This is a genomic window from Bacillus sp. FSL M7-0307 (assembly GCF_038627835.1).
GTDB classification, from domain to species: Bacteria; Bacillota; Bacilli; order Bacillales; family Bacillaceae; genus Bacillus; species Bacillus altitudinis.
Genome location: NZ_CP152023.1, coordinates 521,085 through 546,859, shown reverse-complemented (window position 1 = coordinate 546,859; position 25,775 = coordinate 521,085). Strand labels below are relative to the sequence as shown.

Below are 25,775 nucleotides of genomic sequence, written 5' to 3'. Positions count from 1 at the left end.
CCCTCCTAGCGAAGCCACTTGACAGCTTGTATCTCAGTTCCTTGTTCTGGTGCAGAATCTAATGTGAAATCATCCATCAGCCTTCTGACTCCCGGAAGACCTGCTCCGAGTCCGCCTGATGTTGAGAATCCATCTTCCATCACTTTGCGTATATCCGTAATACCAGGCCCCTCATCGGCTGCGATGACTTTAAGTCCACGCTTTCCGCGCTCCATTACTTCTTCTATACAAATCTGACCTTTACCAGCGTATAAATAGATGTTACGAGCTAATTCTGAAATGGCCGTCGTAATTCTTGCTTGGTCAACTGTTCCAAAACCAAGTTCTTTTGCAACATTGCGCCCCAATTGTCTTGCTGCGACTATGTCCCATTCCGTCAATATTTTTACACAGGATTGGTCTTTCATATCTATTCCCCCAATTCCCGCTTCAGTGTCTCAAGCCCTTGTTCAAGATCTAGTGCTGTCTGAATTTCTTCCAGCGAAATGCCAAGTTCAATGAGCGTCACAGCAACTGCCGGCTGTATTCCTGTTAATACAACTTTTGCCCCCATGAGCTTAGACATGGTAATGACATCACCTAATACCTTGGCGATAAATGAATCAATCATATCGACGGACGTTAGATCGATGACAACACCGTTTGCTCCTGTTTCATGAATTTTATTCAGCAAGTCTTCTTGAAAGTGAAGAGCTGTTTGATCATCAAGCTCCCACTGAATCGAAATCAGAAGACAGTTATATAGTTTTAAGATTGGAATCTTCGGGTGATTTCTCACTAGGTTATCCCTCCAATGAAACAATTTTTCGATTTGTCATTTCCAAAGCAGTTTGAATTCCTTTTTGAAGGGTATTCTTTGTTGTAACCTGAGATAAATCAATTCCGAGGTTAACGATCGTTTGAGCAATTTCGGGGCGAATACCGACCAGCAAACATTTCGCACCTACTAATCTCACAGCCTCGGACGCTTGAATGATGTGGTGCGCAACCATCGTATCAACAACAGGAACACCCGTGATATCGATCAAGACAACCTGTGAACGATGCTTTACGACACCATTCAGTAAATTCTCCATAATTTTTTTCGCACGTTCTGTATCAATTGTTCCAACAAGCGGCATGACGGTGATATGCTCAAATACTGGGATCAGCGGGGCAGACAGTTCCTGCAGCGCGATTTTTTGAAGGTTCACGGTTTTTTCCCATGAGATGGAATATTGATTCAAAATTTCATTATGAATCGGTGTGATGAATCGATCAATTTGCCAGATGAGGTCATTGCTCTCTTCTGCTGTATCTTTGTCGTTGTTCATTTTTTGATATAAATGAGTACGGATTTCTGTTAGACCATTTGCCAGTAACTTAAGTGATATACCCATTTGAACAATTTTTAAAGCAAAAGTTTGCATTTTTTCTTCAAAATCTTCGGCATATCCCTCAGAAAGAGAGGCAATAATGAGCTGAACATATTCCGAACAGATGGTTTCATACATTTTGTCGTTCAGCATCATGTCCGTTTCTTCTTCACCGAGTCGTTTAAAAATGTCCGTCCACTCTTTTTCTAATTCCTTTTGATGCTCTCTTGCGAATGCTAACACGATATGATTCGACATGTTTTACCCCCTGCGTACATAAAAAGCACTTCTTTTAGTCTTTCTTCATTATAACGTTAATAAAAATTGAACACAAAAAAAAGTTGCTCACAAGAGAGCAACCAAATCTCACCATATTAAAAATCAATAAGAGCCAAACTAACTTGTAAGGCTTCATCAACCTTCTCCATCATCTCATCATCAAGATGTGTGATTTTATCTGTCAATCTTTGTTTATCGATCGTACGAATCTGTTCCAAAAGAATGACAGAATCTCGTTCAAAGCCGTATCGCTTTGCATTAATTTCGACGTGAGTCGGTAATTTCGCTTTTTGTATTTGGGCTGTTATGGCTGCAACGATAGCAGTCGGGCTGAAGCGATTTCCAATGTCATTTTGAATCACCAATACCGGGCGAACCCCGCCCTGCTCGGAGCCAACAACAGGAGATAAATCAGCAAAGTAAACATCACCGCGTTTAACAATCAAATGTTTAACCCCCGCTGACTAATCGCTCAACTGTATTCTCAGCCTCAAATTCTGCGTATTGTGCCTCTGAAGAGATATTCAGATTAATTTTCGCCATCTCCATGTAGCCGCGTCTCATCGATTCACGATTTTGTCGAATATTACGTTCACGAATATACGTTTTTGTCGCTCGGTAGATCAATTCATTTCTTGTTACCTTATCCTGCTCTGCTACTCGTTCGATTTCAGACATCAAAGCCTCCGGCAGTCGAATCTTCATTTCGTTTGTTGCGCTGGATTCAGACAAAAAACATACACCTCCACAAAACTTACGGATACCGTTTCGATCCATTCCAAGACTAATCATACCATTATTCAATGCACAAGCAAAGCTGTTTTTTCATGATTTCTTATTAGAACATGAAGCGGCTCGCCACCCGTAAATCAAGATGATAATGGAGTTCCTCTTTCCCATTATACGCTTTTTTCCGAAAATCATACGGTATTTCCAAAATCTCTAAAAAAGGGAGAATGTTTATGATGCCTTTGTAGAATAAAAGAGAACGATGTCAGTTTGAACATCGTTCCCGTGGATGCTGTTTATAAAAAGCTTGGACCGCCTTGAAGCAGCGGATTTCGTACATGAACCCTTTCGCCGTCCTCTATATAGACTCTTGGGACGCGATAGCCAACAGAACATGTGACTTCGTAGTTAATGGTTTCAAGCCGCTTGGCTATTTCATCGACAGATATCTTGTCTTCGCCTTGTGTCCCGATGAGCACGACTGGCTCCCCTGCCGGAATGTCCTTTTTCAAATCAACCATGAATTGATCCATACACACCCTTCCAGCAATCTTTCGGCGTTTTCCGCCAACGAGCACTTCTGTTCCGGCAAGCTTCCTAATCCAGCCGTCTGCATACCCGATTGGAATCGTACCAATCCATGTATCTTGATTCGCTGTATAAGTTGCACCATAGCTCACGCTCTCACCCTTTTGAATGGGCTTTACATGTGCAAGTTTTGTATGAAGAGATAATGCTTCTTCCAGTTTAAACGGCAATTCATCTTTGATTTCTTCCGACGGCGACAGCCCGTACATACTGATGCCAAAACGAACCATATTAAATAAAGTGTCTTTAAACCTTAGACCTGCTGCACTGTTGGCGCAATGAATGAGCAGTTTGTCCGTATGAAGCGGTTGAAGCAATGTTTTAAACGTATCAACCTGCATACCGAAGTAGTTTTCATCTTTTTCATCCGCTGTGGCAAAGTGAGTAAATACTCCTTCCAGCTGTAAAAAAGAATGATCGTGGACAAGCTCTTTTACTTCGCTCACCTGCTCGATTGTTTTCACACCTAACCGATTCATGCCGCTGTCGATTTTCAAGTGGAAACGAATAGGTTGTCCCATCTGCCCGTTCATCACTTTGACGACTTCTCTCAGCCACTGGATAGAGTAAGCAGTCATGATGACGTTGTATCTAACGGCGACTTTGACATACTCTGACGGTACTGCGCCGAGCACAAGAATCGGGGCTTTGATGCCTTTATTTCTTAAAGAAATGGCTTCATCTAAAAAAGCGACGGCTAACAGGTCTGCTCCTGCTTCGAGGGCAGCTCTTGCCACTTCTATATCTCCATGTCCATATGCATTGGCTTTCACAACAGCCATTAGTTGAACGTTTTGACCAATATGGTCTTTCATATGTGAAACATTATGCTTGATTGCTGTTAAATCAATTTCTGCCCATGTGTCTCTATAAAAGGCATTTGTGTCCATTCATCACACTTCCCTATTGAATGATTCAATACTTCATTATGATACTAAAAATCCAGAATAATGTGAAACAACTCAAAGAAAATCAGCCCCTGCACAGGGCTGATTTGTTGTTATGTTAAGAATTTCGCCTATTTCGCTGACTGTCCTTCTACACTTTTGGCGACCATTAAGAGTTCTTCTTTCGATAAATCACTTGAAGAAATTAAGTAGTCAACCCCATCAGATGTCCAAGAAAGAGATTTGTCTGTCAGAACACCCACTGTCATGCCAAGATCGACTGGCTCGCCATTCATCGTCACAGGCGTAGACGCTTCTGCTACCCGCGCTTTTTCCTGAATGAGCGTGAAGGATTTCTTTCCGCCATACGTCATCACATACCGTTTCCCAGCATCTGTTGTCATTTCTTTCTCTTCCATTTTCTTCACGCCCTCTGGCATATCCACAGGCGTTTTCACAGCAAAGCTGTCAGATGGATCTGCACTTGTGGCAACATCCATTTGAGAAAGTGTCATATTTTTCTTCTCATCAAAGGCGTCTTTGTCAAAGGATTTGTTGAATTCAAAGTGAGAGAATTCTACTTTCACCATTGGCTTTTTGTCGCTGTCCAGTACTTTCACACTGGCAGGCGCCATTGTTTTTTTATGAAAGGTAATCTCTTGGGTCGGCAGCATTTGGTTGTGCTGATAGTTGGTTTTTGTCTCAAAAACGTACTTCGACTCTTTTGCTTTGAACTGAGCTGCACTGTCATTTTTAATGTCTTTCACAAGTGATTCAAATAAATACACCTGACTGCTGTTGTTCGGCCAATCACTATGGAAGCGGAAGCTTTTGTTTAATGAAGGTGTCAGCACAAATACACCATTGCCATTTCTTAAAATGACTTGACTCTGATCCTTCTTCGGATTTTCTAAATAGACACGGTAAAGCTCCGGCTTCTTGTACCAAATTTCCACGTGGTATTCCTGCGGATCATTTCCTGTCTCAATGGTCATTTTTGCTTTGGCTTTGTATGATGTCATTTCCTCTGCCTTTTTGTTTAAATCTCCAACGATATCTTGTTGAGATTTTTGACCGCATGCGGAGAGAATCAGTACAAAAAGGATCCCCGTTACAAGCAAAACAAAGCTTTTTCTCACCCTTTTCAACCCCTTCGTTAATTGTGTTAAAAGGAAGAAACCGCTTGTTTGACTTTAACAGTACGCCTCAAGAGTTAACTGCGTACCGCGAACCATCAAAGCCTGTTAGCAACTCGCCCTTCCTTATCGCACTACCCAATATATGAAGGGGGGACAAACAATATGCAGACTAGCTTGACAACCTTTCAATTAAAACTTGTGCTGCAGCATATTCCTTTGTATGGGTAATGGACACATGAACGTAGTCTTCTTTTGTTTTCTCACTTTTGATGAGAGGTTTTCCGTTTGCATCTTTTTGTATCTCGATGTCGTGAAAGCTTACATACTGACCAATTCCCGTACCGTATGCTTTTGCGAATGCTTCCTTCGCCGCAAAACGCCCTGCCAGAAACTCCAGCTGTCTCTTTTCACTTAGTGTGTAAAAGACTTCCTGTTCACGTAAAGTCAAAATTCGTTCTGGTAAACGAGGCTGCCTGCTAAGAACTCGTGACAGCCGGCCGATCTCTACAATATCCATACCGATTCCTTTAATCATGAGGTACCTCCTATAATACTCGTACTAATTTGGATGTTCGCTTCATAAACGTGTTACTATAAACTTACCATTATCTAGTCAAAAGGGGTTTGTTATGTTTATTCGAACGGAGAGCTTTCAACAATTTATTAGATCGTATCCAATCGTAACAGCGATCCTTGCTTTGCAAATCGGCCTATGGCTTTTATTTGCGATCCCTATTCCAATGATCCAGCTTGGGCAGGACCATCTCGTTGGTTTTAATTATGGTGTTGCAGCAGGAGAATGGTGGCGGCTTTTAACGCCTATTTTTCTTCACGGAAGTCTGACACATATTCTGTTCAATTCCATGTCGCTCTTCCTATTCGCTCCAGCACTTGAATATTTGCTTGGGAAGATTCGATTTCTTGTGATTTATCTGGGTGCAGGATTCATTGGCAATCTCGGAACCTATTGGGTGGAGCCTTTAGAGTACGTACATGTCGGGGCTTCTGGTGCGATATTTGGTTTATTTGGCGTCTATCTTTATCTTGTCCTATTTAAACCGCATATGATGGACCGTGGTAATTCTCAGGTGATCTTAACGATTCTCGGCGTCTCTGTTATTATGACGTTCGTCAACTCGAACATCAACATCATGGCCCACTTATTTGGATTGATAGGCGGCATGATCCTAGCACCGATCACTCTATTCTTCCATTCAAAAAAACGACGCTATTAAGCTCATAAAAAATGTCGATCACTCCGTTTAACGGGAGCTGATCGACATTTTTTGGTTTAAGATGATTGATTCGTTTCATAGGAATACCAATCGCATACACGTGCAGCATCTTCCTCTTCAAGGTGATGCACACCAAAAGAATCAAGCAAGGCAGAGGACTTCACAAAGGTGTGAATACTTGCCACCCGCCCTTTCTTTTGAAAATAGGATTGGGTCATCGTATAGTTTTGCATTCGTTTTCTTAAAACAATTCCGGTGGTCTTGCCGATACCTCTTGTCGTTAACTGAATCAGCTGATCTTTGATCACATATCCTGATTGTTTATAGGCTAAATACCCAAAGAACAAGGCAAATGGTAATGGAATCAGCGCCAAATATCCCCATGGTGGAAAACGTACAGAAAGGATTATACCTACAAGTAATGGAACAAATCCGTAAGATATCAGATAACGTTTCAGTGAACGCTTCGGCACTTTTTTCAATTCACTTTCTGGTGCCAGCTGATATTGATCTGTAAATTGAGTTAACAATTCATTGATTTTTTTCTTCCGTATGAGTGGAAATAAGACAGAAGAGGTCTCTTTTTCTGTAATTGAACCTCCTGCGCTGACAAGCATGACCGTCGCAAAACCAAATGGTTCACGCAGAATATTTTCTTTGATTTTCACTGCTTGAATTCTCGCAAGCGGAATGGTCATTTGATGCCTTTCGATGAGTCCTCTTGTGATGATGATGTCTTTCCCTTTTCGTTTTGCGTTAAAATTCGCATATTGAAGGGCTGTTACCCCAACACTAAGAATCCACGCAAGCAATACGGCAATAAATATGAGAATCGCATAAATCTCAACACTCGCATGACTTAAAAAAGAGAATTGCTTGACGAAGCCGTCCAAAGGCAGAATTTCATCTATTTGTGTGTAGATGGCAAGACACCCAGAAATAATGACTCCGATTCCGCTTGAAGTGGTCGCAGCCAAAAGCAGCTCTGGTATACCCATTCGGTAGGAAACACTGATTTCTTTTTCTACAGGCTGTTGCGCTGTCAGAGGATCAGGGAGATCTAAATTTTCATCATTCATTTCTTCTTGTTGCAAGCTTTTCTTCCGGTTGAAAATCGATTGCTTTAATTGTTCCGCTTCTGCTTTTGTAATGGCCGTCAGACTCACTTCCGGGCCGTCTGTTCCGCCAGCTGTTTCGATTTGAACCCGCACTAAACCAAAGATCCGCTGGAAGATGCCTTCACTTGTATTCACCGTTTGAATTCGTTCTAACGAGATATACTTTTTCTTTTTGGTGATGACACCTGATTCCACTCGAAATTCATCGTCTTCCATTCGGTAGGTGAATCGTCTCCATGCTAAAACGGTTAATATCGCTTTCAATAATAGAAGTACACCAAGAATGATGAACGCATAAAAACGAATACTTGAATTCGAGTTCACAAAAATAAGCACGAAAAAAGGGATGATGAAGTTTTTGATCATGGATACGGCATCTGATATAAAATCAATGAACATCGAGATTGGATGTACACGTTTTGGTTCAGACATCATCTTCCGTCACCCTTGCTAATCGAGATATGTAATCACGAAGCTCATCTGCCTCTTCTAATTCCAGTGCCGGAATATCATGTACTGTCGCAGCAGTAGAAATTTGAACAGATGCCAACCGGTAGCGCCTTAAAAGCGGTCCTTGAGATGTATCCACATGCTGAACACGTACCATTGGTACAATGACACGTGTGACACGAATCAGTCCGTGCTGTATTTCGATTTCGTTCTCAAATACTTCGTAGCGCCAGATGTGATGGCGGATTTTCGGTATGAGCCAGATTCCGAAGATGACCTGTAAAATCCACAAACCGATGAGGATGGCTCCAATCCAATATGGCCATTGAAAATAATAACTAGCAACAAATACCCCAATGATGATGAATAAGAAAATCAATGAGATAATTCCATTTTGAAGACGCCATACTTTTAATCCATTTAAGCTAATTTGACGTTGCGGCTGTTTTCTCACATTCTTCCCCCATTCTCTTACTTTTCTATCAATATATTACGAAAGAAAGCCTAAAAAGTTTCATTAAGCCTGTTAAAAAAAGCGAACCCTGCAAAGGATTCGCTCTTGTATGTTAGCTGTTATAAGATTTCTTTTGACGACGATCGTTAGAAGAACGATTGCGGTCATTTGAAGAACGCTTTTTATCACCATAAGATGAACGAGTGCTCTTGCCTTTTCCACGGTAGCCTCCGCCACCGCCGCCGTCTCTACGTTTAGAAGAGCTGCGGTTGTTACGATTGCGTTTTGAAATCATTGGTGCTTCATCTGTCAAACGAACAGGCGTTGCATCCGGCTCTTTTGTCATCATTTTGATAGCAGCCGCAACCACTGTGACAGAGTCATGATCTTCTAACAATTCAGCTGCTGCTGTCATGTAGAAGTTCAAGTTGTTTTCACTGATGATTGTGCGCAGACGATCAATGGTTACTTGCTGTTGTCCTTCGATTGCCTCATCTAGTGTTGGTTCTTTCATACGATCCATTTTACGTTTAGTTGTTTGTTCGATCGCACGAAGCATATCTTTTTCACGTGGTGTGATGAATGTCATCGCCATACCTGTACGTCCAGCACGTCCAGTACGTCCGATACGGTGTACGTAGCTTTCTGGATCTTGTGGTACGTCAAAGTTATACACGTGTGTAACACCTGAGATATCAAGTCCACGTGCTGCAACGTCTGTTGCTACAAGCACATCGATTGAACCTTCTTTGAATTTACGAAGCGCAACCATACGTTTCGCTTGAGTCAAGTCACCATGAATTCCTTCAGCTGTATAACCTCTAAGGTTAAGTGCTTCAGTCAATTCGTCAACGCGGCGCTTTGTACGACCGAAGACAATTGAAAGCTCAGGTGATTGAATGTCAAGAAGACGAGTCAAAGTATCAAACTTCTTACGCTCATGGATATCCAAGTAGAACTGTTGGATGTTAGAGACAGTCATTTCTTTCGCTTTTACTTTTACGTGTTCTGGGTTTGTCATGAAACGTTCTGCAATGCGCTTAATTGGTGCAGGCATTGTCGCAGAGAATAAAAGTGTTTGGTGTTCACTTGGTACATTTGAAAGGATCGATTCAATGTCTTCGATGAAACCCATGTTTAGCATTTCGTCTGCTTCATCAAGCACGACTGTTTCAACATTTTGAAGACGCATTGTACGACGGTTAATGTGATCGAGTAAACGTCCTGGAGTCCCTACGATGATATGAGGATTTTTCTTGAGCGAACGGATTTGGCGACCGATATCTTGTCCACCGTAAATCGGAAGTACACGCGCACGCTTGTCTTGGCCAATTTTGTATAGCTCTTCAGATACTTGAATCGCTAATTCTCTTGTTGGCGCAATGATAATCGCTTGGATATTTGGAGACGCTGGGTCGATTTTTTCTACAAGAGGAATACCAAACGCTGCAGTTTTTCCTGTTCCTGTTTGTGCTTGTCCAATGACATCTTTATTCTGAAGACCGAGAGGAATTGTTTCCGCTTGAATCGGTGTTGCTTCTTCAAATCCCATGCGGTTAATAGCTTTCATGAGACTTTCGCTTAATTGAAAATCTTGAAACGTTATAGTCAAATTATTCAAACTCCTTCTAATTGCTGTTTCAGTAATCTCGTGAATGATCATTAAAAACTGCCCTTTGTATGAAAGGACAGGTCCATTATATACAAAGCCCGAATTACCCTACCTTATATCTTACCATTACACTATTTGTTTTTCAACAAGACAGAAATGGATATATCTACTGCTCGACAATGACAGATTCACCTTCACTTTGATCTCCGTCCATCCATTTCCACTTTTCGAACAGTTGGATTTTCCCGTTATCCAGCTGCTTAGGAGTGGAATGACATGAACCGCTTCTCATGCTGCCATCCTTGCTTACATGGTGATATCTAAAATGAAGCGCTCCGTCTTTATACACAGTTCCTACAAGTACGCCAGATTGAATACTGCCGCCTTGATATGTGCCCGTTAAAATATTCCCGTCCTGACGATATTGAAAAATGGTTCCTTCCGATACTTCCCCATTGCTCGAATTAGACTGCGGGACAAAGGTTTTTCCGTCATATTGAAACAACCGAATCGACCACCTTTTCTTACCTATTGTAACATAGGCCTGTCACTCATTCGACAAAAATGATGCAATTTTTAACAAGTGGGATTCAATTTATATTAGTTTAGCCACATTTTAGCTTTTCTATAGATTAAATTGTTTTTTTTAGAAATTGTTCGACTTTCTCAAACAATTGCTGTGCACAAGGCTCATGACAAACGTGATGTTTACAATCAGGTAAATAGAACATTTCTTTCTGACGGGACGGGATTTTATGATAAATGAATTCCGCACTAGAAGCGGGTACGATCCCATCACTTTCACCTTGAACGATTAAGACAGGTAAATGCAGCTTTTCAAGAGAGCCTTTCGTTTGCTTCACCAATTTCATAAATTCTACAGCAGCTGATAGCGGTGTACTCGTCAGCTTATGACGATATCGATCATACAATGGGTTTGTATCAATCAAACCAGACAAGGATTCCTTCACCATCTGCCTTGTGTCTTGAATCATTTGTTTTGGGTTTACATATTTAGCAGCAGCACTTAACAGAACAAGACGGGCCACTGGATACTTCGCTGCTAAATATGAGGCAATCATCCCGCCCATAGAAAAGCCGACCAAATAAATGGTGTCACATGTTCGGTAAAGGGATAAGAGTTCTAATTCAGCGGTGGCAATCCACTCCTGATAGAGAATGCCTTTGAGCTGAAGTTCCTCCCCATGCCCCGGAAGCGTGACAGATTGTACCGTCCAATCTGTCGTCTGCTTTAAATATTCTGCAAGTGGCTCTACTTCATACGGGGCACCAGTAAAACCGTGTATACATAGACAGCCAATCACCCTGTCACCTTCTTTGCCGATCTGATTTATAGTGCAGTAATCACGTCTTCCAATCTCATGCCACGGGAAGCTTTGACAAGAACGACATCGTCAGGTCCTGCCACATCCGCTAGTTTTTTCTTCAGTTCTTCTTTGTCCATATAAGAAGACACGCGGTCGTCTCCAAATGCTTTCTTCGCTCCTTCAGCAATGAATGCGCCAAGACGGCCAAACGTTAAAACATGATCAATAAACTCAGGCTTAATGTATTCCCCTACTTCAAAATGATAGGTCTCTTCTTCACTGCCCATCTCCAGCATATCTCCGAGAACGAGTATGCGGTTAGCAAAGCCATCCATATCTCCTACAAGATCAATCGCTGCTTTCATCGACGTAGGACTCGCATTATACGCATCGTTGATAACCGTGATGCCCTTATCTGTTTTAAACAGTTCTAAACGCATGCCTGTCAATTTCGTTTGCATCAGCCCTTGGGCAATTTGTCTTTCATTCAGATTGAAATGCTGGCCGATTGCAATAGCTGCAAGAGCATTCTTTACATTGTGTTTCCCTAATACAGGAATGAGAAACCCTTGAGCGTATCCCTCCACTTGAAATTCAGTGCCTTCAGCGAGTTGGTGGATGTGAATCACCTTGATATCACAGTCCTCTGATTCCCCAAATGTTTTTACGCTACGTGCCAGGGCATTTGCTCTTTGGCGGAGTAAAGGCTCGTCTCCTAAATAATAAAAAGTCCCATCTTCTTTTAACCCTTTTGTGATCTCACATTTTGCATCTGCAATGGCTTCTCTTGATCCTAGATCCTGCATATGAGATTCTCCAATATTGGTGATGACAGCTGCATCAGGTTCAGCGAGATTAGATAAAAATTCGATTTCTCCTTTTGCACTCATGCCCATCTCTAATACAGCAATCTCTGTTCCTTCTGGCATTGCAAGGATGGTCAGCGGAAGTCCAATATGATTATTAAAGTTGCCATCTGTTTTATGGACTCTGTATGTCGTTTGTAGGACAGAATGGATCATGTCTTTCGTCGTTGTTTTGCCATTACTTCCAGTAATACCGACAACTTGAGGGTTTTCCTCTTTTAAGTATGATTTTGCAAGCTGTTGGAGTGCTGTCAGAGTATCCTCTACAAGAATGACAGGTACACCGAACGGTGGGTTCGCTTCTGTTTCATTCCAAAGAACAGCTGCCGCTCCAAGCTCCACTGCTTTTGAAGCAAAAGTGTGACCGTTAAAATGTTCCCCGATAAGTGGGATAAATAGTGCGCCTTTTGATACTTTTCGTGTATCTGTTGTCACTCCGTGTATCTGTTCTTCGCCAAAAGCTTCATTCGATAATGTGCCACCAGCCATTTGGGCGACTTGTTTCACTGTACGTTTGATCATGTTTTTTCGCCTCTCTTTCTCATTTCACGTTTGAAGGAAAAGAGACACTACCTGTAGGATAGTGTCTGCTTGCTTCTTACATTAAAAAGTGGTTTTAATGGTTTGTTTTTCTTGATGGCGTTCAATTGCAAGTGACACCAGCTTCTCAATCAGCTCAGGATACTCTACACCAGTATGTTTCCAAAGCAGCGGGAACATGCTAAAAGGTGTGAACCCTGGCATTGTATTCACTTCATTGATCAGCACTTCGCCTTCTTCTGTTAGGAAGAAATCTGCACGTACGAGGCCAGATCCATCAATGGCTTTAAATGCCTTAATCGCCATATCGTGAATCGTCTTGTACTCTTCCTCTGACACACTCGCAGGAATGATCAAATCTGTATCGCCATCTTCATATTTTGCTTTGTAGTCATAAAAATCTGTTTTAGGTGCAATTTCACCAACGACTGAGCATTTCGGCTCGTCATTTCCTAATACACCAATTTCAATTTCTCGTCCTACAACGCCTTCTTCCACAACAACACGACGATCATATTGGAAAGCCAAATCAAATGCTGTTTGAAGCTCTTCTTTGCTGCGGCATTTACTAATTCCGACACTTGATCCCATGTTGGCAGGTTTCACAAAACAAGGATACCCGAGTACTGCTTCTACCTGTTCTAGACTGTCTGATATGGCTTTCTCATAATCCTTTTTATTAAAGGAAAGATGCTTTGCCTGCGCAAGCCCAGCTTGAGCAAACACATCTTTCATCATGACTTTATCCATACCCGCAGCAGACGCGAGAACGCCGTTACCGACATACGGGATATTCAATAGTTCAAGTAACCCTTGCATGGTCCCATCTTCACCATTTGGCCCATGTAGCAATGGAAAGACAACATCAATCTTTTCATCAGCAGATGCAGGCTGTGGAAACATGCTTTCATTTAAAGAAGTTGGTAAAAACGTCTTTGCATTTTGTTCAAATTGAAGCATTTTGACGTTTGATACTGGTTCAGTGAGTTTTTCTCCTCTTAGCCATTCGCCCTCTTCTGTAATATAAATTGGATGTATATCGAACTTCTCAGTGTTAAGTGCTTTTGTAACTGCAAGGGCTGTTTGCAGTGATACATTATGTTCGGCTGACTTTCCGCCGTAAACCAATCCTAAACTTATTTTCAATGGATACTCCCCCCACTAAAATTCATCTTTACTATCTTATCACTTTCAAGCAAAAATGCTCTAATTAATTTTTGTTGTTACGGAATTGAAATGATTTGTAAAGGTTGTAAGCGCCCCCCGAGCATTTGTATGTCATTCGCCTTTATTTTATATTAAAATGACATTGAAAAGGAGTTGTGACAAATTGAAAAAAATTACAAGCACTGAACAATTCAACGAAATCATTCAATCAGACAAAGAGGTCATCGTTAAATTCTTTGCGACATGGTGCCCTGATTGCACTAGAATGGACATGTTCATTCCAGACATCTTAGAGGCTTATGCTCAGAATGAATGGTTTGAAATAAACAAAGACGACTTTCCTGAGTTAGCGGAAACGTATCAGGTCATGGGAATTCCTAGCCTGTTAATTTTCAAAAATGGCGAAAAAACAGGTCATTTACACAGCGCCAACGCTAAATCACCTGAAGAAGTAACAGAGTTTCTTCAAGAACACGTTTCATAACTCATTTGAATGGAGACATCAGCCAACTCATGCTGGTGTCTTTTTTATATCCTTTTAAATCAAATCTCTTCATAAGACGAGATGTGCGGCTAAAACGTTTCAACATAGGCAGGAATGTTTGATCTGATTTTATGACAAGGTTTGACAGCGGATTATTTCCTGGGAAAGAATTCATCGTCGATATGGATGGGAATATGTCGGTTACGTGAATTTTCTGAATTGAATCTTTACTTATGACATTCTGCTTTGTATAATGGAGTTGCTAATTGAAAATGATTATCAATTTCATCTGTGTGAAATCTTATAGAGTCCATTCTACCAAAGGAGCGTTGAGTTACATGTCTAAGAAGAAAATCAAAACGTATCAGCAATTGATCGAAGAAAACAAGGAAGCAATCATGCAAGACCCTAAAATGATGGAAAGTATATACGAAACCATCGACAAAAAGCACCAGAAGCAGCTTGCCGCTGCTGGACGTGAATCATAAACACAAGAAGAGCAGTCAAACAGATGGCTGCTTTTTTATTTGCCCGAAGAAAAGAAAAAGCCGATAAAATCTATTCTTCGATTTTATCGGCTTTTGTTTTAATGTGATTTCGCTACACGGTCTTGCTTCATTCCTAAATAGATGAGCATATATGTTAGATAACCCATTGTCATCGTTAAACCACCGAAGAAGAATTGTGAAAACACGGGTTCTTCAAATGTCGTAACGGCAGCAAGCACGATCCAGCTCGCATATAAATAGACCATGAACCATTTCATGTTTCTTTTAAGTGTATACAGAAAGAAAAGACCCGCTAATGAAAAGATCCCTAGCGCTAGTCTGAAATAAACAAGATGATCAAACTGGAAGGCAAAAGACACAAACGAAAACGACAACAGCAACAAAATGGGTAAAGCCGTAATAAAATTTTTCACGATAGTGCCACCTCCATGACTCTGTCTTATTATAAGACAAAATCAGCCGGATATCGTGAAATACAGATTCGTTTTCACAAAGATGTCACGAATTTTTCTCGTTATTTGACACAATTTTTACACATTTACATCACGCTTCCAAAAAAGGAGCCAAGCAGCACCAACAAAGAAAACAAAATGCGCCCCTACAATGAATAGCGAAAACAGAGGGCTCATGCCCTGAAAGAGCGGCGGACCTTGAAAACTGTATTGTGTGAAGTCCGTATTAGCGAAAAGTAGAATCTTCCCCCACTGATTTTCTAACAGAGACATGATCGACACTAGTGATTTCGCCGCGTATAAGACGAAAAATGAAGTCACAAGTGCAATCAGACTGTTTCTAAACAAACTTGAGCACAGAAAAGCAAAGCTTGCCATCATGACCACTTCCACCCACTGTGATCCAATCACAGCAAATGTGTGCAGAAATAACCGCCCAGTGCTTTCATCAAAATCAGTACCAAAGAAAATAAGGCCAAAAAGAAAAGCGAACACATAATAAAAAACAAACAGGTAAAGGACCATCAGCACAAGAGTGATGTATTTTGACAAAAAAATATGAAGCCTTGTCTTCGGCCGGATCAACAAGAACTTGATGGTTCTTTTTTGAAACTCTGTTGAGATCAATGTGGCGCCAATCACGACAGCGAACACTTGTAAAATAAACACAACATTCGTGGAATAAGCAAAATAGTTCGCAACTGTATCTTGCCCGCCAAGCCCAGAAATGACTCGTTTCAATGCTAGAGCCATCGTCAATTGAAAGACAACAATCAGTCCAAGTGCAATGAATGTGATCTTTTGTCTCGTGATTTTTTTATGTTCATTCTTGATGAGTTGAAGCATCTGCCGTCCCGCCTTCCGTCCATTTCATAAAGGCCTCTTCAATTGATTGTTTTTGAGGCGTCATTTCAAGTACATCAAATTCTGCTAAGACAAGCTGTTTATTCAGCTCCGGCACACGGTCTTTTTTCAGTTGAACCAGCACATGCTGATCCCTTTGTTCATATGTATATCCTTGCGTATCTAGCCATGAAACTGCCTTTTCTACTGGCTGAATATTCATCAGCACCTGCTCTTTTCCTTCCATGTCACGAAGGTTTGTATTGGCTTTGATCTGTCCTTTTTGGATGATGATCATGCGGTCACAAAGCTCTTCTACTTCATGCAAAAGATGTGTAGCAAATAACACAGAGACACCTTCTTCTTGTACAAGCAGTTGCAAGTGCTCTCGAAACTCCTTCATTCCTGCGGGATCAAGCCCATTTGTTGGTTCATCTAAAATGAGCAGATTGGGCTTATGCAAAATGGCTTGTGCAATCCCGAGCCTTTGTTTCATCCCTAGTGAATACGTTTTGACCTTCTGATGAATGGCGTGCTCCAGACGAACTCTTTTTACCACTTCAAAAATGCGTTCTTCTGAAACTCCATCATGCATAGATGCATACAGCTCAAGGTTTTCAAAACCTGTTAAATATGAATAAAATTCCGGATTTTCTATGATCGCCCCAACAGATGACATCGCCTTTTGATGATCATCATCTTGAGAATATCCATTCATGATGATCCGGCCGTTGTTTTTTTTCATCAAGCCAACGATCAATCGAATCAAGGTCGTTTTTCCAGACCCATTTGGTCCAAGTAAACCGACAATTTCCCCTTGCCTAATGTCCAACGAAATATGTTGCAAAATTTGATGCCGACCAATTTGTTTATCGACGTTCTCTATGTGTAAAACAGCAGACTGCAAAGTGGTTCCTCCTTCTGATGTAAAACCTATGGCGGCAGTTACGGCCGCTCATCCTGTAAAAAGTATATCACGCTAGACAAGCCGTTCCACGAAAAAAAGGGCTGATCCAGTCAGCCCTTTCAGATTGTTGACAAAGGGCTAAAATGAACTTTATTTTAGCCCTTTGTCTTCTATTCAGCGTGATAGAAAGCCCTTGAAGTCTAGGAAGGACGAGCACTGGCACGGAGCGAATTTGACATTCGTGAGTACCAGCGCGCAGGACTGACAAAGAATGCGAGGGTTTGTCTACACGCTGAGGGCTGATCCAGTCAGCCCTTTTAAACATTACATTGATACATGAGGTGATGATGCATCTTTCTCATGTTTTTTCTCAGTTTCTGCGACAATCACTGCACACGCTGCGTCACCTGTAATATTGACAACCGTTCTTGCCATGTCTAATAAACGGTCTATCCCAAGGATCAGCGCAATGCCTTCAACAGGAAGACCGACAGAATTCAGTACCATGGCCAGCATAATTAAGCCAACTCCCGGTACGCCAGCAGTCCCGATACTGGCTAATACAGCGGTTAATACAACGGTGAGCATTTGCATGAGCGTTAGCTCCACACCAAACACTTGTGCAATAAAAATAGTTGCAACCCCTTGCATAATCGCTGTCCCATCCATATTGATCGTCGCGCCTAACGGCTGCACGAAACTAGAGATCGGCTCAGGTACTTTCAATTTCTTTTGAGCGGTTTCCATTGATACGGGAAGAACAGCATTACTGCTTGATGTACTAAATGCCACGACCATTGCAGGTGAAAAGTCTTTAAAGAATGTAAAAGGATTCCGTTTTGCAAATATCGCCAATGTGGAACCATAGGTGAGAAAGAAATGAACCAGCAGCGCTACTAGAACGACTGTAAAGTACAGCCCCATGGCTTTAATGGCAGCAAGACCTTGGCTTCCAATAGCCGTTACAATTAAGCCAAATGTTCCATACGGAGCAAATTTCATGACCACGCCCACAAGGTACATCATGAGTTCATTGCCTTGTTCTAATATTTTGAGTAATCCTTCTGTTTTTTTACCTAGCACTGCAATTCCTAGTCCTAAGAAAACACAGAATACAATGATTTGTAGCATATTGCCTTCGACTAAAGATTGAACTGGATTTGATGGAATGATGTTTAGTAATGTTTCTGCTGTAGATGGTGCTTCTTGAGGTTTGTATTCTGCCCCTTTTGTATCGAATGAACCAAAGGAACCTGGTTTAATCAATAAGGCTAAAGCCATTGCAATGATAATAGCGAATGTTGTTGTCAGTAGAAAATAAGAGATGCTTTTTGCGCCGATTCTGCCAAGTTTTTTCGGATCGCCAAGGCCTGCTACACCAAGTGTGATCGAAAAGAAGACAATCGGCACAACTAACATTTTAATCAGGTTTAAGAAGATTTGACCTAGAGGTGTAAATAGATAAGGGTCTAACACTTTGAATACATTTGGAGCAAAAATGTTGAGTAGTAGTCCTGTGATTGCACCTACAATTAAAGCAATAATAATTTTCGTCGCAAGCTTCAATAAAATCTCCCCTTCCTCGTCAAAAAGGCCCACGAGAGAGTCTTCTCGTGGGCCTGCGTGTCCATACGTGTACCACTGTCTACTCTCTTCACGCTGATGAGGTTAGCTGACGGGTTAGGACGAAGAGATGTCCTTTTTTCTTAAAATAAGAAAAATTCACCCCAAAAACTTGGGTCCCCCATTCCTTTAGAAGGATTAAGCGTGTGGTAATATGATATTTTCATACTATTTATACCTTATTTTTAGAAAATTGTAAACAGGTTCATATGAACTTTTTAATTACTTTCTTCCTTATTCGTGACCTCCAAGATATCTAAGATAAACACAAAGATTGGGATGCCGATAATCAGTCCCCAAATGCCAATATAGTGTTCAGAGAAGATCAGGACAATAAACGTGAAGAAAATAGGGAGCTCTGTTTTAGCTGACATGAGCTTCGGATTTAAGAAGTAGGCTTCAATGGCATGGATGATCACGATCACCAGCACAATATATAGGACGTACATTCCGCCTCCAAGTGTATACGCAATGATGCTGAGTGGAACGAGGGAGATGACCACACCCGCTACCGGAATTAAACCTAACAAGAAGACCATGACCGCTAATCCAAATAATTGCGGGAAGCCCATAATGCCAAGCGCAATTGTCGTTAACACACAGTTAACTGTTGCAATGATGAACTGTGCTTCAAGTACCTTACCAAATGTTCTGGAAAACTTACGTCCAAAGAAGGCAATTTCATGATAGAACACGGAGATTTTACTCGTTTTGAACTTATTCATGAATTGAATGAGGCGTTCCTTTTCGAACAGGAAGAACATGCTTAATATTAAGGACATAATGACCTGGATACTGAACGTGCTGAAATCTGTTAAGTATGTATAGAGGAAATTAAACCCTTTCTCGAAGAAAGAAGATATTTTGAAATCTCCGAACACATTGGTGACGACGTCAAAGAAGGGTAAATCTTGTGGATGATCTGCAATCTTTTTCCCTAAATGAAATAACTGTTCCACCTGTTTCGCGATGATGGGCACAAACACAAAGCCGCCAAACGTCAATCCACCAGCTAGAAGGATGTACAAAATGGTGATGACTGATTTCTGTCCTATTTTCAGGAAGCGATTTAAAAAGCCTCTTATGACCTCTTCTAACCGATTCATTAAAAAGGTGAAAATGAAGGTCAAAAGGATTAAATTCATCATTCCTCTTAATAGATATAATGCTGTGGCTAATACTACAAATACTGAAAACCTCTTGACACCAGGTTTTTCGAACAATTTAAAAAATGCCGCCATACGTTACACACCTGCCAGGACTAAAGTCTATTTTTCGTTGGATCTCATATTCATTATATCGGATCTTTCTGTAAATTATATAACAAAAGGTCAATGAGGTCTTACGATTCGTCCTAAATTTATCAAGCTTTTATGTTTTTTCTTTTTTACACAAGAAAAAACCGAACCCCATGTAGAACATAAGGTTTCGGTTTTTGGATGTTTTTATACTAAACAGCCTGCTTGATATTTCGCATTTCCTGTAGCGCTGTTTTACTCTTCGCTTCGTCAAATTCCCCTTCACTTTTCGCTACAACAATTGTAGCAATTCCATTTCCAATCAGGTTCGTAATCGCTCTTCCTTCACTCATGAAACGGTCGACCCCTAATAGCAGTGCAAGACCTTCTAGCGGGATAACCTGAAGTGCAGCAAGTGTAGAAGCCAGCACGATAAATCCGCTTCCTGTGACTCCAGCTGCTCCCTTTGATGTGAGCATCAGAACAAGGATGATCGTGATTTGCTGTCCGATGGATAGGTCCACCCCAAACACTTGCGCTAAGAAGACCACGGCCATGGACAAGTAGATTGAGGTTCCATCTAAGTTAAAGGAATAGCCTGTCGGGATGACAAGTCCAACAACCGACTTAGAGCACCCGTAGCGTTCCATTTTATCCATCATTCTTGGCAAGACAGATTCTGAAGAACTTGTGCCAAGAACAATTAAAATTTCATCTTTGATAAAACGGAGGTAACCGAACAGGCTGAAGCCATACATTTTACAAATGATGTTCAGCACGACGAAAATAAACAGGAACATCGTCATATAAACGGAAAGCATCAGACTAGCCAGTGGTTTAATTGAAGCTAAACCGAAGTGTCCGATTGTATAAGCCATTGCTCCAAATGCCCCTAATGGCGCGGCACGCATGATGTAACCAATGATTTTAAAGAAGACAAGCGACAGCTTATCAAGCCATTCGATGATGCCTTTCCCCTTCTCGCCAAGTGCAGCGAGCGCAACACCGAATAAAATAGAGAAGAATAAGACCTGTAAAATATCTCCCTTTGCAAAGGCATCTACCATGTTAGATGGCACAATGTGTGTGACAAACTCCATCCAGTCGATACCCTGTCCCCCATTTTGGGTATATTGCGAGACATCCCCTTTTTCAAGCTTACTATAGTCAAGACCCGCTCCTGGCTTCATGATATTGACCACAAACAGTCCGATGACAAGCGCAAGCGTCGTCACAACTTCAAAATAGATAAAAGCTTTTCCCCCAACTTTTCCAACCTTTTTCATATCCCCCATCTTGGCAATTCCAAGAACAATGGTTAAGAAAATAATGGGTGCAATGACCATTTTCACTGCATTAATAAATGTGTCACCAAGCGGCTTCATTTCTTTCCCGACGTTTGGCCAAACCATCCCAACAATGATCCCGATAATGACAGCTGCAACGACCTGAAATGTCAGGTTCTTCAATAGCCTCTTCATAAAAAATCAACTCCCTCACCCTTTGATGTAAACGCTTAACTGTTATCTGTAGATAAATGATAGCGATTTCATCAAAGGCTGTGAAGCTTATGGACATATCGTACATTTTGGTCTTTTTGGTCTCTTAGTCAGAATGTACGATATATTTGTTCACAGGGCGTCCGACCCCGCCATATTGCATATCTAATTTCAGCTCGCCTTCTTTCACGAGGAAGTCTAAATAACGGCGTGCCGTTACACGTGCAATCCCAAGTGCATTGGCGACTTCCTCTGCAGACTGCGCTCCTTCTTGCAGACGCATATAGGCTTTAATTTCATTCATCGTATGCACATTCAGCCCCTTAGGAAGCCACGTCTCTTCAAGTTTAACAGCAGGCTTTCGTATGATATCATCGAGCATCTCTTGAGAAAATTCTGCTGCGGTACGAATTTTTGATTTGAACGCTTTATAGCTTTCAAGAGATTCTTTCATCCGTTCAAACTTAAATGGCTTAATGATATAATCTCGGGCACCATTTTGAAGCATGGTGCCGATCGTCTCTTTATCCTTTGCTGCCGAAATCACAATCACATCCACCTGCATCTTTTGCTTTCTGATGTCTTGCAGTGTTTTGACGCCATCTTTTTTAGGCATATACACATCGAGCACCACAAGATCTGGGCGAATGTCTTTGATCAGCTGGATGCCCTGCTCGCCATTTCCTGCTACAGCCGCAACTTGAAAGCCAGGGACACTCTTAATGAACTCTTTATTGACTTCTTGCACCATCGGATCATCTTCAATTAATAGCACCTTAATCTGAGTCATCTGTCTCTCTCCTCTATTGTCATTGGGAATTCGATTGAGAAGGTGGTACCAATGCCGATGCTTGATGTGACTTCTACATTTCCCATTCCTTTGTCGATAATCGTTTTTACAATATACAGCCCGTAGCCTGTTCCGCCTTCTTTACCGTGAGTAAAGCCTTTGTCGAAAATATGAGGAATCATGTCCTCTTCTATTCCAGATCCATAATCTTCAATTAAGATCGCGAGGACATCCTCTGTTTGATCAATACTAATAGAAATGAGTTTTGTGTCTCTTTCTACAGTATCATACGCAGCAAAGGCGTTCTCGATCAGGTTGCCAAGCAGCTTCGTCATATCATGCTGATCCAGCCGCTCTGGGAAATCGCGCAGACTGCTATTTTCATCTACTTCAACCTTTATGCCTAGCTCCTTGCCCCTTCTTATCTTGCTCATCAATAAACCTGCAACTGCATCATGCTGTATCACACGGTGGAGAAAGTCCGTCACATGCTCCTGCTCTTCAGTCGTTTGAAACGCTAAATCGAGCGCTTGATCGGCTTTCCCCAGCTGAATTAATCCCGCAATTGTATGAAGCTTATTCATATGTTCATGATTTTGCACCCGCAGGCCATCAACGAAGTTCTTCACCCCGGTTAATTCCTCCGCCAATTTGGCCGCCTCTGTCCGGTCCTGAAAAATCGCAACCGCTCCGATGATTTTCTTTTTCATCACAATTGGAATTCGGCTGCTCATGATCCGCTTTCCGCTCATATGAATTTCTTCATTGTAGACGGGTTCTGCGCGGTCAATGATTTCTGGAAGCCTTGTATCTGACAGCACATCCCAAATATTTCGGCCCACTACATCACCTGTCACGTTGAAAATTTGCTTTGCTTTTTCATTAAAAATGGTGATCATGTGCTGGTTATCAATGGCAATGACCCCTTCATTAATGGAATGAAAAGTAGCGGTGCGCTCCTCTAGCATTCTGACAATCTCATGCGGCTCCAGCTTAAACATTTGCTGTTTAATATGACGGGCGAGCAAAAATGAACCGACAAGCCCGAAGCTGAGCGTGAGCAGAAGGATCATGAGGATATCCTGCTTCATTTCTCCTAATATATCTGCCATACTCGGCAATGTTCTTCCGACTAGTACAACCCCTGTTTGGTTAAATTTTTCATCCTTTACTGGATAAAAGGCTCTAATGGCAGTGCCCAGCTCTCCCTGTGCTTCTGAGAAATAGATATGCTCTGCAAAAGCAGGTTCTTCATCTGTCCCCTCAGAGCGCTGGCCAATCCTTGTTTTTACTGGATGTGTCAATCGCACGTGATCCATATCCATGACAACAATGTAGTCAGCATCTTGGATAATCCGAATCTCTTCAATGGCATGCTGCAACCGCGCACGCTCCTTTGTCTGATCATCCAATGCCTGCTTTACCTCATTCATCTCAGCCACTGTTCTTGCCGTGTTCATGAGCCTTTTTCGAAGTTCTCGTTCCTCTGTTTGCTGAATTCCCCCGACCAGAACAATTCCTCCGATTAAAAGGGCAAAAATGACAACGAAATATGTGAGGATGGTGAGCTTCCATCTAATAGATAATTGTTGTAATTTCAGTCGATTTCTCATCATTTTTTCACCTGTATCTTTACGAATTCTTCCTCTGTCAAGTATCCTTGACATAAGGGGGATCTGACGCATGAAGAATTTACTCGCCTATACGCTATTGCTCATCATCGGTTTTGTAACCGCTTTATACTTTGGTTTTTATCATATGATGCCTAAATCAGCGACGACCTTCGACGATGAACAGACAGGGCTGAAGGATCAGCTTGTGTTCAAATTCAGCCATGTTGTCGCAGATAATACCCCAAAAGGGCTGGCTGCAAAGAAATTTGCTGAGCTTGTTCACGAAAAATCCGACGGCAGGATCAGTATTCAAATCTTTTCAAACGGGAGTCTTTATTCTGATATCGAAGAAATTAATGCACTAAAAGAGAATCAAGTTCAATTTATTGCTCCGTCTACGTCAAAGCTCGGCATGCTGTCCCCTGAATGGCTGGCACTTGATCTGCCCTTTGCCTTTTCTAACTACGATGCTGTCCAAGAAGGGTTACATGGTGCGATTGGACAGAGACTGTTCGGCACACTGCAAAAAGACGGACTAAAGGGAATGGCCTACTGGACAAATGGCTTTAAGCAAATCACTTCGAATAAAGGCCCTATCAAGCAGCCAGGCGATTTAAAAAACCAATCTCTCCGTATTATGCAAAGTGACATGATTGAAAAGCAATTCAAGCTTCTTGGCGCAAAACCCTATCAGGAATCGTTTAATTCAACGTTTCAGCTGCTAGAAACAAAAAAAGTAGACGGTGAAGAAAATACAATTTCAAATATTTATTCAAAAAAATTCTATCATATACAAGACTATATGACGATCAGTAATCACGGGTATTTAGGGTATGTCGTCTTAACGGATCAATCCTTTTTTGATCGTCAGACACCTGAGACGAAACGAATTTTACTCGAAGCGATGGAAGAAACAACGGCATGGAACGAAAAACATGCCGAACAGATGAACAAGGATCAGCTGGAGGATATTAAACGCGAATCTCCAATTGCGATACACGAATTAACACCAGCAGAGCGGCAAAAATGGATGAAGGCGCTCGATCCTTTATATGATGAAGCAGAAAGGATCATAGGTTCCACCTTGATCAAACAAATCCGCGAGCTCCGGGCACGCTATGAATATTCTCCGATTCAAGCGTTTGAAGAAGATGCTGAGACCAAATAAAAAATCCCTTTAGAAAGGGATTTTTTTATGCGCCGGAGTCACGCTGTTCTTGCTGAGCGAGCTCCTCTAATCTTGATAATATTCTGCGCTTTCGATATTGCATGATGCCTGTTTCGGCAATTCCTTTTAACTGTGAGCGGTTGGACGCTGCACCAAACAAAATCCCCGCAATTGGGACAAGTTGAAACAGCTTCTTCCAGCCAAACGAATCACGGTAGTTATATACGACCTCACGCCATCCTTGAATTTGAGAGATCATGTTTTCGTGCTTCCCTTCTGATGCATGATAGCTCTTCAGCTCTTTTAATATTGATTTTTTCCCAACAACGTCAGCAGAATTCAGCTGTAAACATTTAATGATAAAGACTCGTTCTTCTTTATTTTTTGGATCATAGCCATAGGTGACGGCGATATCCTGTAATGTTTTTAAAGAGAGACCGAGGACAGCCGGAATATCTGCCGCTAATGTAAACATACCTCCGACACCTGTTGTCGCACCTTGCACAGTGGCGAGGTTTGTTCGGTTTTTCCCCATCTGATCACTAATGGCATCCATGACCTCGATCGGAGCCGCCTCAATATCTTCAATACGCTGAATCGATTCATCGGCACATTTCTTTTGAAATTGATGAATAATGCCTTTCTCTGACGTCAAATAGACACCGCCTGATTGAATGTAGTGCCCCATCTCATCTAATAACACACCGATTTTCTTTTGAATAAAGGCAGGGGTCAGCTTGTCCAGCATTTGAAATGGAAGCCGGCTGAGTTTCTCCCAAAACCATACCTTTTGCTGGTCTTTCTCCCATTTTTCAATCTCTTTTAATTGCGCTTTTAGCCACTCTCTTTCCTCCATGCCATTTGCCTCCTTAGATGCCGTTCAAGTATATGTCTGTTATTAT

At 41.6% G+C, this 25,775-nt stretch carries 28 protein-coding genes and 1 riboswitch; of the genes, 4 read left to right on the top strand and 24 right to left on the bottom strand.

Annotated features, from left to right (window positions below; all coding sequences use genetic code 11):
* Positions 1 to 5: 5 nt before the first annotated feature.
* From MHI41_RS02625 to acpS, 8 genes are all read right to left on the bottom strand, one after another.
* Positions 6 to 407, bottom strand: coding sequence for an anti-sigma regulatory factor (locus tag MHI41_RS02625; protein ID WP_019744214.1), 402 nt, complete (start codon positions 405 to 407; stop codon positions 6 to 8).
* A 2-nt stretch (positions 408 to 409) separates the two neighbouring features.
* Positions 410 to 778: an RsbT antagonist protein RsbS gene (rsbS, locus tag MHI41_RS02620; protein ID WP_003214235.1), complete on the bottom strand. Its 369-nt coding sequence runs from the start codon at positions 776 to 778 to the stop codon at positions 410 to 412.
* A gap of 4 nt (positions 779 to 782) precedes the next feature.
* Positions 783 to 1,613: an RsbT co-antagonist protein RsbRA gene (locus MHI41_RS02615; RefSeq protein WP_008346908.1), complete on the bottom strand. Its 831-nt coding sequence runs from the start codon at positions 1,611 to 1,613 to the stop codon at positions 783 to 785.
* Positions 1,614 to 1,729: 116 nt separating this feature from the next.
* Positions 1,730 to 2,080: a type II toxin-antitoxin system endoribonuclease NdoA gene (gene ndoA, locus MHI41_RS02610; RefSeq protein ID WP_003214169.1), complete on the bottom strand. Its 351-nt coding sequence runs from the start codon at positions 2,078 to 2,080 to the stop codon at positions 1,730 to 1,732.
* Positions 2,081 to 2,084: 4 nt separating this feature from the next.
* Entirely contained in the window at positions 2,085 to 2,366 is a 282-nt protein-coding gene (locus tag MHI41_RS02605) for a hypothetical protein (protein WP_003214273.1), read from the bottom strand.
* A gap of 293 nt (positions 2,367 to 2,659) precedes the next feature.
* On the bottom strand, positions 2,660 to 3,841 hold the full coding sequence (gene alr, locus MHI41_RS02600; RefSeq protein ID WP_249670509.1) for an alanine racemase: 1,182 nt from the start codon (positions 3,839 to 3,841) through the stop codon (positions 2,660 to 2,662).
* A 128-nt stretch (positions 3,842 to 3,969) separates the two neighbouring features.
* Positions 3,970 to 4,986, bottom strand: coding sequence for an outer membrane lipoprotein-sorting protein (locus MHI41_RS02595; RefSeq protein WP_007496489.1), 1,017 nt, complete (start codon positions 4,984 to 4,986; stop codon positions 3,970 to 3,972).
* A gap of 160 nt (positions 4,987 to 5,146) precedes the next feature.
* Positions 5,147 to 5,512 carry a holo-ACP synthase gene (gene acpS / locus MHI41_RS02590; RefSeq protein ID WP_019744212.1) on the bottom strand — a complete coding sequence of 122 codons (366 nt, stop codon included), beginning with the start codon at positions 5,510 to 5,512 and terminating at the stop codon, positions 5,147 to 5,149.
* 94 nt (positions 5,513 to 5,606) lie between these two features.
* On the opposite strand from acpS, the gene MHI41_RS02585 reads away from it, so the two are divergent.
* Positions 5,607 to 6,212 (top strand): rhomboid family intramembrane serine protease, encoded by a 606-nt coding sequence (locus MHI41_RS02585; RefSeq protein ID WP_060832102.1) that lies wholly within the window; start codon positions 5,607 to 5,609, stop codon positions 6,210 to 6,212.
* Between the two features lie 56 nt (positions 6,213 to 6,268).
* Here MHI41_RS02585 and MHI41_RS02580 read toward each other — a convergent pair whose 3' ends face one another.
* The 7 genes from MHI41_RS02580 to MHI41_RS02550 all read right to left on the bottom strand — a co-directional run bounded on the left by MHI41_RS02580 (position 6,269) and on the right by MHI41_RS02550 (position 13,726).
* On the bottom strand, positions 6,269 to 7,765 hold the full coding sequence (locus MHI41_RS02580) for a PH domain-containing protein (protein WP_282834124.1): 1,497 nt from the start codon (positions 7,763 to 7,765) through the stop codon (positions 6,269 to 6,271).
* Entirely contained in the window at positions 7,755 to 8,234 is a 480-nt protein-coding gene (locus tag MHI41_RS02575) for a PH domain-containing protein (RefSeq protein ID WP_008346922.1), read from the bottom strand. Before MHI41_RS02575 ends, MHI41_RS02580 begins: the two co-directional genes overlap by 11 nt.
* Positions 8,235 to 8,346: 112 nt before the next feature.
* Positions 8,347 to 9,846: a DEAD/DEAH box helicase gene (locus MHI41_RS02570; RefSeq protein WP_019744210.1), complete on the bottom strand. Its 1,500-nt coding sequence runs from the start codon at positions 9,844 to 9,846 to the stop codon at positions 8,347 to 8,349.
* A gap of 166 nt (positions 9,847 to 10,012) precedes the next feature.
* The gene (locus MHI41_RS02565) at positions 10,013 to 10,351 is read right to left on the bottom strand and encodes a hypothetical protein (RefSeq protein WP_008346926.1); all 339 of its coding nucleotides are present in this window, start codon (positions 10,349 to 10,351) and stop codon (positions 10,013 to 10,015) included.
* A gap of 127 nt (positions 10,352 to 10,478) precedes the next feature.
* Positions 10,479 to 11,171, bottom strand: a complete 693-nt coding sequence (locus tag MHI41_RS02560; protein WP_008346929.1) for an alpha/beta fold hydrolase — start codon at positions 11,169 to 11,171, stop codon at positions 10,479 to 10,481.
* Between the two features lie 26 nt (positions 11,172 to 11,197).
* Positions 11,198 to 12,562 (bottom strand): UDP-N-acetylmuramoyl-tripeptide--D-alanyl-D-alanine ligase, encoded by a 1,365-nt coding sequence (gene murF / locus MHI41_RS02555; RefSeq protein ID WP_282834122.1) that lies wholly within the window; start codon positions 12,560 to 12,562, stop codon positions 11,198 to 11,200.
* An 81-nt stretch (positions 12,563 to 12,643) separates the two neighbouring features.
* Positions 12,644 to 13,726 (bottom strand): D-alanine--D-alanine ligase, encoded by a 1,083-nt coding sequence (locus MHI41_RS02550; RefSeq protein ID WP_019744208.1) that lies wholly within the window; start codon positions 13,724 to 13,726, stop codon positions 12,644 to 12,646.
* Positions 13,727 to 13,910: 184 nt separating this feature from the next.
* On the opposite strand from MHI41_RS02550, the gene MHI41_RS02545 reads away from it, so the two are divergent.
* Together MHI41_RS02545 and fbpB are read left to right on the top strand one after the other, a co-directional pair.
* Positions 13,911 to 14,231, top strand: a complete 321-nt coding sequence (locus MHI41_RS02545) for a thioredoxin family protein (RefSeq protein ID WP_008346934.1) — start codon at positions 13,911 to 13,913, stop codon at positions 14,229 to 14,231.
* Between the two features lie 338 nt (positions 14,232 to 14,569).
* Positions 14,570 to 14,719, top strand: coding sequence for a Fur-regulated basic protein FbpB (gene fbpB, locus MHI41_RS02540; protein ID WP_065461547.1), 150 nt, complete (start codon positions 14,570 to 14,572; stop codon positions 14,717 to 14,719).
* A 98-nt stretch (positions 14,720 to 14,817) separates the two neighbouring features.
* Here the strand turns inward: fbpB and MHI41_RS02535 are convergent, their stop codons facing one another.
* The 8 genes from MHI41_RS02535 to MHI41_RS02500 all read right to left on the bottom strand — a co-directional run bounded on the left by MHI41_RS02535 (position 14,818) and on the right by MHI41_RS02500 (position 23,693).
* Positions 14,818 to 15,153 carry a hypothetical protein gene (locus MHI41_RS02535; protein WP_017366657.1) on the bottom strand — a complete coding sequence of 112 codons (336 nt, stop codon included), beginning with the start codon at positions 15,151 to 15,153 and terminating at the stop codon, positions 14,818 to 14,820.
* 117 nt (positions 15,154 to 15,270) lie between these two features.
* Positions 15,271 to 16,038, bottom strand: coding sequence for an ABC transporter permease (locus MHI41_RS02530; RefSeq protein ID WP_024720482.1), 768 nt, complete (start codon positions 16,036 to 16,038; stop codon positions 15,271 to 15,273).
* Entirely contained in the window at positions 16,016 to 16,942 is a 927-nt protein-coding gene (locus tag MHI41_RS02525) for an ABC transporter ATP-binding protein (RefSeq protein ID WP_282834121.1), read from the bottom strand. Before MHI41_RS02525 ends, MHI41_RS02530 begins: the two co-directional genes overlap by 23 nt.
* A gap of 324 nt (positions 16,943 to 17,266) precedes the next feature.
* Positions 17,267 to 18,508: a dicarboxylate/amino acid:cation symporter gene (locus MHI41_RS02520; protein WP_058214413.1), complete on the bottom strand. Its 1,242-nt coding sequence runs from the start codon at positions 18,506 to 18,508 to the stop codon at positions 17,267 to 17,269.
* A 77-nt stretch (positions 18,509 to 18,585) separates the two neighbouring features.
* A riboswitch (cyclic di-AMP (ydaO/yuaA leader) is annotated at positions 18,586 to 18,720 on the bottom strand.
* A 63-nt stretch (positions 18,721 to 18,783) separates the two neighbouring features.
* Entirely contained in the window at positions 18,784 to 19,806 is a 1,023-nt protein-coding gene (locus MHI41_RS02515; protein WP_007496515.1) for an AI-2E family transporter, read from the bottom strand.
* 209 nt (positions 19,807 to 20,015) lie between these two features.
* Positions 20,016 to 21,284 carry a C4-dicarboxylate transporter DctP gene (gene dctP, locus MHI41_RS02510; RefSeq protein ID WP_008346948.1) on the bottom strand — a complete coding sequence of 423 codons (1,269 nt, stop codon included), beginning with the start codon at positions 21,282 to 21,284 and terminating at the stop codon, positions 20,016 to 20,018.
* A 124-nt stretch (positions 21,285 to 21,408) separates the two neighbouring features.
* Positions 21,409 to 22,092 (bottom strand): response regulator, encoded by a 684-nt coding sequence (locus MHI41_RS02505; RefSeq protein ID WP_008346951.1) that lies wholly within the window; start codon positions 22,090 to 22,092, stop codon positions 21,409 to 21,411.
* Positions 22,089 to 23,693 carry a sensor histidine kinase gene (locus MHI41_RS02500; protein ID WP_181566831.1) on the bottom strand — a complete coding sequence of 535 codons (1,605 nt, stop codon included), beginning with the start codon at positions 23,691 to 23,693 and terminating at the stop codon, positions 22,089 to 22,091. The genes MHI41_RS02505 and MHI41_RS02500 overlap by 4 nt, the downstream gene beginning before the upstream one ends.
* Before the next feature lie 82 nt (positions 23,694 to 23,775).
* Here MHI41_RS02500 and MHI41_RS02495 point away from each other — a divergent pair, with 82 nt between their 5' ends.
* Positions 23,776 to 24,873: a TRAP transporter substrate-binding protein gene (locus MHI41_RS02495; RefSeq protein ID WP_007496523.1), complete on the top strand. Its 1,098-nt coding sequence runs from the start codon at positions 23,776 to 23,778 to the stop codon at positions 24,871 to 24,873.
* A 25-nt stretch (positions 24,874 to 24,898) separates the two neighbouring features.
* On the opposite strand, the gene MHI41_RS02490 is transcribed toward MHI41_RS02495, so the two are convergent.
* The gene (locus tag MHI41_RS02490) at positions 24,899 to 25,729 is read right to left on the bottom strand and encodes an EcsC family protein (RefSeq protein ID WP_007496524.1); all 831 of its coding nucleotides are present in this window, start codon (positions 25,727 to 25,729) and stop codon (positions 24,899 to 24,901) included.
* Positions 25,730 to 25,775: the final 46 nt, after the last annotated feature.